9 protein-coding genes are annotated in these 8,295 nt (G+C 54.7%); 2 read left to right on the forward strand and 7 right to left on the reverse strand.

The genetic code is table 11. The annotated features are described in order from the left end of the window. The 7 genes from AB4043_RS15805 to AB4043_RS15835 all read right to left on the reverse strand — a co-directional run. Positions 1-1,392 (reverse strand): FAD-dependent oxidoreductase (locus tag AB4043_RS15805; protein WP_442307478.1); only part of this gene is annotated, 1,392 nt, incomplete at its 3' end. Then, positions 1,389-1,943: a nuclear transport factor 2 family protein gene (locus AB4043_RS15810; protein WP_442307479.1), complete on the reverse strand. Its 555-nt coding sequence runs from the start codon at positions 1,941-1,943 to the stop codon at positions 1,389-1,391. The genes AB4043_RS15805 and AB4043_RS15810, both read right to left, overlap by 4 nt. Before the next feature lie 42 nt (positions 1,944-1,985). After that, positions 1,986-2,615, reverse strand: a complete 630-nt coding sequence (locus AB4043_RS15815; protein ID WP_442300042.1) for an FMN-dependent NADH-azoreductase — start codon at positions 2,613-2,615, stop codon at positions 1,986-1,988. 55 nt (positions 2,616-2,670) lie between these two features. Beyond that, positions 2,671-3,324: an isochorismatase family cysteine hydrolase gene (locus tag AB4043_RS15820; RefSeq protein WP_442300043.1), complete on the reverse strand. Its 654-nt coding sequence runs from the start codon at positions 3,322-3,324 to the stop codon at positions 2,671-2,673. Positions 3,325-3,417: 93 nt separating this feature from the next. Further along, positions 3,418-3,963: a hypothetical protein gene (locus AB4043_RS15825; RefSeq protein ID WP_442300044.1), complete on the reverse strand. Its 546-nt coding sequence runs from the start codon at positions 3,961-3,963 to the stop codon at positions 3,418-3,420. Then, a complete protein-coding gene (locus AB4043_RS15830) occupies positions 3,960-4,622 on the reverse strand; it encodes an esterase/lipase family protein (protein ID WP_442307480.1) in 663 nt (220 codons plus the stop codon). Before AB4043_RS15830 ends, AB4043_RS15825 begins: the two co-directional genes overlap by 4 nt. A 161-nt stretch (positions 4,623-4,783) precedes the next feature. Then, complete coding sequence (locus AB4043_RS15835) at positions 4,784-5,062, reverse strand: hypothetical protein (protein ID WP_442300046.1); 279 nt, start codon at positions 5,060-5,062, stop codon at positions 4,784-4,786. 258 nt (positions 5,063-5,320) lie between these two features. Here AB4043_RS15835 and AB4043_RS15840 point away from each other — a divergent pair, with 258 nt between their 5' ends. Both AB4043_RS15840 and AB4043_RS15845 read left to right on the forward strand, forming a co-directional pair. Further along, a complete protein-coding gene (locus tag AB4043_RS15840) occupies positions 5,321-7,414 on the forward strand; it encodes a sigma-54-dependent Fis family transcriptional regulator (RefSeq protein ID WP_442307481.1) in 2,094 nt (697 codons plus the stop codon). 320 nt (positions 7,415-7,734) lie between these two features. Beyond that, a partial coding sequence (locus tag AB4043_RS15845) for an SDR family NAD(P)-dependent oxidoreductase (RefSeq protein WP_442307482.1) occupies positions 7,735-8,295 on the forward strand: 561 nt, incomplete at its 3' end.

Genomic DNA, 8,295 nt, shown 5'->3' on the forward strand with positions numbered 1-8,295 from the left:
GATCATGACAAAAAGGGCGTCCGCGCTGCGTTCAAGGGGAGGCGCGCCGCTTATTGAAGTATGGATCGACTGGAGAGAGTTTTCTCCGTCGACGGACACAACCTCCGTGTAAGCTTCCACTGTTATGTTGTGTCGTTGATCCAGCTGGGCAATCAAGTAGTGTGACATTGTCTGTGCAAGTCCCTCCCCGCGCACGAGCACCGTCACGGACGCCGCATAGCTCGAAAAATACACGGCCGCCTGGCCGGCGGAGTTGCCTCCTCCGACAATGAATATGTCTTTCCCGACGACGGATGGCGCATCCATGCGAGAGGCTCCGTACACCACGCCTTTTCCCTGGAGCCGATCGATTCCCTCAATATTGAGTTTGCGCCAGTCCACTCCGGTTGCCAGGATTACGGTTTTTGTCTGCAATCGACTTCCGCCATCGAGTTCTACGCAATAGCCGTCGGACGTGGGCTCAATTGTCACAACCTTGCGGGTCACCACCATCTCCGCGCCAAAGCGAGCAGCCTGCTTCACGGCTCGCGCGCCCAACTCCTCACCGGAGATGCCGTTCGGAAAACCGAGGTAGTTCTCGATACGGGATGAGGTGCACGCCTGACCGCCGGCAGCGGTCTTTTCAACTAAGAGAACGCTCAATCCTTCCGATGCTCCATAGACTGCGGCCGCAAGACCCGCGGGCCCCCCTCCAATCACAACCACGTCATACGATTTCTTTCTAGGATTTGTGTGAAGGCCAAGCGCCTCGGCAACCTTGCGAGTCGTGAGCGGTCGGCTGACTATCGCAGAGTCGTCTACCAGAACGAATGGACCTGAAGGGTCAGAAATCACGCACAACGGCACGCGATCTGGATCGCGTTCGTTGTCCACCCATTCATAAGGAATCCGGTTGAGAGACAAGAACGTCCGAATGTTCCGACATTCGCCGTCGTATTGCGAACCCACTATCAACACCCGGAAGGGATTATTGTCCTGCGTGTACTCGCGGATCGCGGTGATGCGCTGGGTCATGGTATGYACGATGGTACTGGCACACTCCGCCGATGAGTCGAGAAGCTCTTTGAACTGCATCCGGTCCATGCGAAGAACGCGGGAAGGAGCGTGCGCACGTAGCGACGCGATGGTTGGTGAGTCGAGCAGAATTGGGGTCTCGCCGTAAAAGTCCCCAGGCTGGTAACGTCCCCTCACCTGACTCGTTCCGCCATACTCCTTCTCCACTTCGAGAACTCCCTCAAGCAGGACAAAGAACGAAGGAACCTCGCCTTCGCGGATGAGCCACTCTCCCTTTTGGACGCGCAGGTCGGCCGCATTTTGTGCGATACGCTCGCGCTGCCCATCTGTCAGGCAAGCAAAGATCGGTACCTTCTTCAATTCCTCCGCACGAATCATTGTGTCTCCTCCGCCACTTTCAGCGAGGCGCTTCGCTGAACTGCGACATCTGACAGACCATTGGGAAGAATGGTTTGCGCCGCACTGATGATGTTGAGTGCCTCGCGCAGTAGCTTGATCTTGCCACTCTCTGCCACAAGCCTTCCGAAAAACAACTGGTGATACTGCCTTTTAGTCGATGGCGCTGAGCAATGGACCTCATATTCGCTCACCACTTGATTCGGTGATTCCATGAAGAACTGCACCTTCATGAAAGCCACATCTGGGAAAAGCGCATTGATCTGTCTGAGGAAATTCAGAATCTCCTCGTGTCCCTTGAATTGCCCCGGCAGGCCTACTTCAACCAGGTATGGAATCTCAATGGCGGCGTCCTCAGCGAAGAGGGAGATTGCCTCGTCGGGGTTTCTTATCAGGTCCATGTATGCAAGCAGGAGTTCTTTGGCGGTAGCCATTGAGTCCTTTCTAAGTGCTTGTTGTCGATGAATTGCGTTAACCGCATCGTCGTTCGCGGCTTGACGATCCCTTGGGTGTGTACTCCAAGGCTGCAACATTTGCAACCTTGGAGCCGACGGAGGGTGCGAGTTATCGACGGCTTATCCGCCGGCTGCAAGTTTGACCGCGGCTATCAAGGGCGCGATGTGCTCCTCTGCTTGTTGAGATCCACTGTCCACTTTCCAAGTGGAACCGGATTGAATGAATGTGACGTCCGTCACCCCGATGAACCCTAGAATCTCCCGCAGATAAGGCTTCAAGGTATCGAGTCCTTCTGCAGGAACGTCGGGGCCGTATTCGCCCGCGCTCGCTATGATGACGGTGGCCTTCTTGCCGCTCAGAAGTCCTGTATAACTGCCATCTGCATTCATGGTGAATGTCAGTCCACTACGAACAATGTGATCCACGTACGCCTTCAGTTTTGCTGGAATCCCGAAGTTATACATCGGTGTAGCGATCACATATTCATCTGCCTTCTGGAGTTCTGCGATCAACTCATCGCTCGGCACGAGAAGAGCTTTCTGCTCCTCGGTTCGAGCTGACGATCTGGTGAGATTGGCAGCTATCCACGGAAACTCCAGAAACGGGAGGTTGGTCGTGGCGATATCGCGCTCGATTACCACACAATCGGCATGAGCCTCTCTCCATTGTTCGAGGAACAGAGAACTGAGTCTCCGAGAGATGGACAAGTTGCCGCGCGAGCTGACGTCGACTTTCAGTAGCGTTGACATGACGGGGTGCCTCAGTTCTTACCTTTGTGAGTGTTAGGAGTGGATTGTTGACCTGCTACGCGACTGGAAGCGGGCTTGGAGTCGCTTTCGACTCAGGCAGAGCGGCTAGCAACTCGTCCGTCGTCAATTCCGCATGGGCAAACAACTTCGCATTCACCCGTGCGGCGGTCATGCCCTCAGGGTTGAAGGCAGCCGTTGCGTCTTTGATCAGGGTGACGTGATAGCCCAGTTCCATGCCGAATCGCGCTGTCGCTTCGACGCAGGAATTAGCTATGAAGCCAACCAAAACCAGCTTCCGCATTCCATGCTGTTTGAGCAGTTCGTCGAGATCGGTATTGGCGAAGCCATTCTGCGCCCAATGCTCGTGAACCACGACGTCACCTGGCTTAGGCCCAAACTCCGGGTGCCACTCTCCGCCCCATGTATCGACAGCAAAGCACATCCTGTTCTTGGTGTCCATTTGCACTGGGTTGACATTGAGCCAGTTGTCGAAATCATCCGGCCTGGAACGGTGATGCGGCACAATGAATACTCGAATCCCGGCAGCGCGAACTGCGGGAATCAACTTTCGCATGTTCTGGTAGAAGCCGACAGAATCGGCTGTAGGTTTGGTGGCCGCATACAACTTGCCGCCTTCGCTCATAAAGTCGTTATACGGATCGACGATCAAGAGCGCGGTGTTCGTCTTTTCATAGATTGCTGTTGTCATAAGGCTGCTCCTTTGAAGGAAGAGTTGGCGCCTTCAAGTGTGAAGGCGCGATGAGATGAAGCTGAGCAACGAACTGCTCAGCCATGAGGGCGGCTAGCTCTTGACAGCCCTGGCCTTCGCCGCGAGCGCTTTCTTCTCGATACTTAAGGCGAACAGTGGGGTTTCCTGTGCATTGTGAGCAGTAGTGGCGTTTCCTCTCGATGCCTTGGCCATTTCGAGCGGCACACCTCGTTTACCCAGGGCCTTGAGAAGTTCTGGAGTCGTGCTGCCGATAACATGGTTGGTCAACTCGCAGGTTTCTGCGTCGATGGCTTTTACACTCAGTTCCCACAGAACGTTCGTGGTCGTCCACCCGCTGGGCGTCAGCAGGTCGGACTTCGAGAGCACACGGCAATGGTGCTTTTCTCCGATGTCTTCGACGTAGTGTTGCACCATGAGTTCTCCGCCGATCGTCTCAACGTTGATCGACATTCTTCGGCCATCGTCCGTTCTGGTCGCAGCGGCGGCGATGTGGGCCGGGGAGCACCTTTGATATTCAGCATCAGGAAGATTGAAGAGCCATGTCGGTATATCGACGAACTCGATAGGCGCGTTAATGGTGGCAGTGCAGCTTGATTCGGTAAGGATTTCATCGGTCATAAGTCGCTTCTCCTGGAAGATTGATGACGCATTGCGAACCAGGAAGGTTTCGTTTTCCACGCCGCCTGGCTGACAGGCGCCCCAAGAGCGTTTACGGACCTGGGGATCTGCGTTGCAAACAGGATTTGCTTCTCGATTGCCGGAAGTTCCTCTGCAAAGTCTTCGCCGATGCCCTTTTCCGTAAGCTTGAGAAATCCAGACGCGTCGGGTCTGAGTTCGGCGCCCACCGGGGACGGCGGAACACTCTTTAATAGAGTGACTGCGGATTCTCCGGCATCTGGCGCAAAGGCAGCAATGTATACGAGTCCTCTGACCTTTGGGTCATTACCCGCTTCGGTGATGACAACTCCCCCGTAGGAGTGACCGATCAACAGCACGGGACCATCCGCAAGAGCAATGGCCCGCTTCGTTGCGGCAACATCGTCCGCGAGTGAGGTGAGCGGAATCTGAACCGAGACGACATTCAGTCCCTTGCTCTCAAGCTCAGGAATAACCTTTGCCCAACTGGACCCGTCCACCCACGCGCCATGCACAAGCAACACATTCGTGACAGGCGTCTTAGGCTCAACCTGAGTAACGGCATTTGTCGAGAGAATTAACGTTGAGGCGCAACTGAGCGCCAGGAGTGCTACGACGTATATCTTTCCTAGTACATTCATCGGCATTCTCTTCGTGAAACCTTGCAGGCTAACCAAAAGCGCAGCCTGGCAGAATTTGATTTACTGGTCCATCTCGGGTGCGACACGCTTACTGGAGCGGTCGGGCTACGATCTACCAGGGAATTCTTGCGAACTTGACTTACTGGCTTTGCTCTCCTTTCTCAGTCCGTCGTCTTTTTCATCTTGTTGCGCTCTCTGTTGATCCAATCTCGAATGTAGGGGGAACAGTCGACGAGTTCGACGCCCGCGTTTTCGCAGTTTGCGAGAAATCGGACCACTTCCACGCCGACCAAACTCACATCGCCCAGGTTCAAAACTGCCTCGGGGCTCGCGTTATCGAGGAGAGCCTGCAAATCTTCCAGACACTCTTCTTTCATTCGGCCGCTCAGCCTTAGTGTCAGTTTGTTTCCGTCAAAGTGTGTTTCGATCTTTAGCGTCATCTGCCCCCTTGTGGCGTTCGACGAGCGTATAGATTGCAATGTGAGGGCCAATCAGCCCGGCTGAATTGAAAGCACTTAGAAGCGGAAACCGTGCCGCATTATCAGCGTTCGCTGAAACCTCGGCTTTGACTGAGTGGCTTTGCTATCTCCTGGAACGCTCCGCTAACGCGTACGATAAGGAGCACGGTATAGGCGTAGCGGAAAACATCTTGTATCGAAGTGTTCCCGCCGGGAATCTAACCATGCCCTGGAGAGTCTATGAATTCGTTGGAGCCTGGCTGTGAAACAGATTCTTCGCCCATCAGCAACGGCGCTGGTGAATCCAATGCACTCCGGACAGAAGAAAGCGATCCTTCCACTCGGCCTCAAGCGCATAACAGTTTAGAGCGCGAACTCAGGGACCTCAAACGGGCTCAATCACTCCTGTTGACGGAAAAACGCGCGTTGGAAATGATCACCGACGGAGCCAGCGTCGCGGAGATTATGGAAAGCTTGTGCGCCCGCTTTGACGCCGAGTCCTCCGACTTCATCTCGTCCATTTTGCTGATGGAACCGGATGGCAAGCGGCTTCGATTCGGAGCAGGTGCCCGAGTCCCCAAGGAGTGGGCGGAGTTCATCAATCCTGTCACGATCGGTCCCTGCGTGGGCTCTTGCGGCACCGCCGCATTTCTAAAAGAGCGGGTGATTGCTTCGGATATAGCCACAGATCCCTTATGGGCTGGGCTGCGGGATGTCGCTTTGCGTTGTGGTCTCCGTTCGGCATGGTCGCAGCCCATTCTCTCGAAAGATGATGAGGTTCTCGGCACCTTTTGTATCTACTCTTCTGAGCCACGAACTCCCACGCCCGACGACATCCAGTTGATTGAAGGAGCYGTACACGTCGCGCTGATTGCAATTGAGAGGGGACGAACTCAGGCCGCACTGGTGAGTGCTCTAGAAGAGATCAAGAAGTCGCAAGAACAACTCCGCCGGGACGAACAGGAATTTCGCCTGATTACGGACGCCATCCCCCACATCATCGTCGTGATGCAACCAGATGGCCGCATTGTCTATGCGAATCGATTGGCGCTCGACTACTGCGGTCTGAGCCTGGAGGATGTTCGAGCTGAGACGTTCCGCGCGCGCGCCTTTCATCCGGAAGATATCGAGAGAGTCGAGAAGGAACGGGCAGAAGCGCTCAGGAAAGGCGTTCCATTTGAGAATGAGCAACGTTTTCTCCGCAAGGACGGCAAGTATCGCTGGTTCTTGCATCGCTACAACCCGCTTCTGGACGAGCAGGGAAAGGTAGTTCGCTGGTATACGACTGGTACAGACATCGAAGATCGCAAACAAGCCGAAGACAGAGTGCGAAATGAGAATGTGGCGCTGCRAGAGGAGATCGAACGATCTTCGATGTTTGAAGAAATTGTGGGCTCTTCTGACGCATTGAGTGCGGTGCTGGGACTGGTCTCGAAAGTTGCCCCCACGGATTCTACGGTTCTCATCCTGGGTGAGACCGGGACGGGCAAGGAACTGATTGCGCGCGCAATCCATAGGGGGTCTAAGCGTGCAAACCGTGCTTTCATTCGCGTGAACTGTGCCGCCATGCCTCGTGATCTGATCGCGTCGGAGCTGTTCGGTCATGAACGGGGTGCATTCACTGGAGCCTTGCAGCGACGACTTGGGAGATTTGAGTTGGCGGACGGAGGAACGATATTCCTGGACGAAGTCGGCGAACTTCCAGCCGAAACTCAGGTTGCTTTGTTAAGGGTTCTTCAAGAGCGGGAGTTTGAACGCATTGGAGGCAGTCAAACGGTTGCGGTCGATGTCCGAGTTCTGGCGGCCACTAACCGGAATATGAGCGCAGCGGTTGCAGAAGGCATTTTCCGACAAGATTTGTACTACAGGCTCAACGTCTTTCCCATTCAAATACCGCCATTGCGCGACAGGCCGGACGACATTTCCTTGCTGGTTGAATACCTGATCGACCGATACGGAACAAAAGTGGGAAAGAAGTTCCGGAACATCAACAAGAAAACCCTTGAGTTGTTCCAGGCTTATGACTGGCCAGGCAATATTCGCGAACTGCAGAATGTGATCGAGCGGGCAGTGATCCTATGCGACGGAGACACTTTCTGGGTAGAGGAAGCCTGGCTTTCGCGAGTGGCCCCGAAACCACTATCGACATCCGTCCCACTCGTGGCAAGTCTCGTGGAGCGCGAAAGAGAAATGCTCGAAGCTGCACTGCGGGAAGCCGAAGGAGTCATCGGAGGTCCCAGGGGCGCGGCCACCAAGCTTGGCATACCACGGCAGACCCTTGAGTCGAAACTAAGAAAACTGGGAATCAACCGGCACGGTTTCAAGACCGCATAACGTTACTCGCACCTATCGGCGTCTCGCACTTCCGGATCTACCCCTCTAAGGCGCTATTCATCTCAAAGCTCTGTTGTGTTTGCATACCCCCAGACTCTCTCGCTTCAGGACTACCCAACCAGTTCGCAAAGCGCCGAGGCTTGACGCCGAAGTTTCAGCTAATGCTGAAAAGGCGGCTCGTCGCAAATACCTAAACGCCCGTCGAATCAATGGATTCTGATTGGTTGCGTGATTGCACTCAAGGACGGCAGAACTGCATTCACTCGTACAACTCCGGAGCACTCCGGTATGGAGTGAGCGGATAAAAGAGAGGGAGAGAAATGAAACTTGCTAACAAAGTCGCCGTCGTGACTGGGGCATCGAAGGGTATCGGAACTGCCATTGCCGTGAGGCTCGCAGCGGAAGGCGCTTCGGTCATAGTGAACTATCACACCAGCAAGGATGGCGCGGATAGGGTGGTTTCACAAATCGTCGCGGCTGGTGGTAGTGCAGTTGCGATCGGTGCCGACGTATCTAACGAGCGAGAGATCGCTGAGCTATTCGCGAAGACGAAAGAGATATACGGCAAGGTGGACATTCTGGTGAACAACGCGGGCATTTACGCCTTTGGACCGCTCGAAGACGTCACCGCCGAGAAATATCATCGCGAGCATAACCTTAACGTCCTGGGGCTGCTCTTGACGACGAAGGCTGCGCTCCCTCTCTTTCCTACTGAAGGCGGCAGCATCATCAATATCGGATCAAGGGTAAATACGGTCGCGCCAGCCAAATCGGTGATTTCTTCCGCTAGCAAGGCAGCCGTAGACGCCATCACCAAGGTACTATCCAAAGAACTTGGACCCCGCAAAATCCGCGTCAACTCCCTCAACCCTGGTGTGATC

This window comes from Terriglobus sp. YAF25, from assembly GCF_052113305.1.
Taxonomy (GTDB): Bacteria; Acidobacteriota; Terriglobia; order Terriglobales; family Acidobacteriaceae; genus Terriglobus.